Annotated in this window: 1 protein-coding gene; it reads left to right on the top strand. The window is 37.1% G+C overall.

Annotated elements, in window-relative coordinates; translation table 11 throughout:
* A partial coding sequence (locus IE124_RS35205; RefSeq protein ID WP_229833181.1) for a hypothetical protein occupies window positions 1-184 on the top strand: 184 nt, incomplete at its 5' end.
* Window positions 185-700 lie beyond the last annotated feature (516 nt).

The following is a 700-nucleotide window of genomic DNA, read 5'->3' as shown; positions in this document are numbered from 1 at the left end:
ACGCCATTTTGAAAATTTTCAAACTGGCGTCCTCAAAACTTCAGAACTTCAAAGTGCAGCTATAAGAAACATTTTTACCAATTTTGAAGAAAATCGGACCATTTTTTCCACACATGTCACGACGAGAATTTTGGTAACTCAGGTAAAAGGAAATGGAAACAGGCTGACGCTGCGAACTGTATGAACGTGTTTGCTGCTTGCCGTGCTGCAGTGAATCGCGTTAAGACGAAATCACTGTCCTTTTCACTTGCGACTTGTACACTGACTAGATGAAGTGGGTTTTTAGTCGCAATTTGAACTAGAGTTTTCTCCTCTTACATTATTATTTGATTTCTATCCTTCTTTTGATTTTGTTACTTATGATCTTGCGATAATTTCGGAATAATTTACTTTTTCCTAATATTGAATAATAATTAATTAACAATTCAAGACAAAGTTCATCTGATCTACACGTACGCTAGAGTTGGTACATTTCGTCGTAGTAATTCGCTATAGTTAGACTATTTGAATCAAGTTTTCCCCGGTCGCTGGATCGGACGGAGAGGACCGATAGAATGGCCACCAAGGTCCCCCGATTTAAACCCATTGGATTTTCCTATTTGGGGTTTAGTAAAAACAAATATTTACCAAACGCCCATGACGATTTAAACCCATTGGATTTTTCTATTTGGGGTATAGTAAAAACAAATATTTACCGAAC

Source organism: Streptomyces narbonensis, from assembly GCF_014649015.1.
GTDB lineage: Bacteria > Actinomycetota > Actinomycetes > Streptomycetales > Streptomycetaceae > Streptomyces > Streptomyces narbonensis.
The sequence above is the reverse complement of the archived record's forward strand: the minus strand, read 5'-3'. Positions and strand labels throughout refer to the sequence as shown.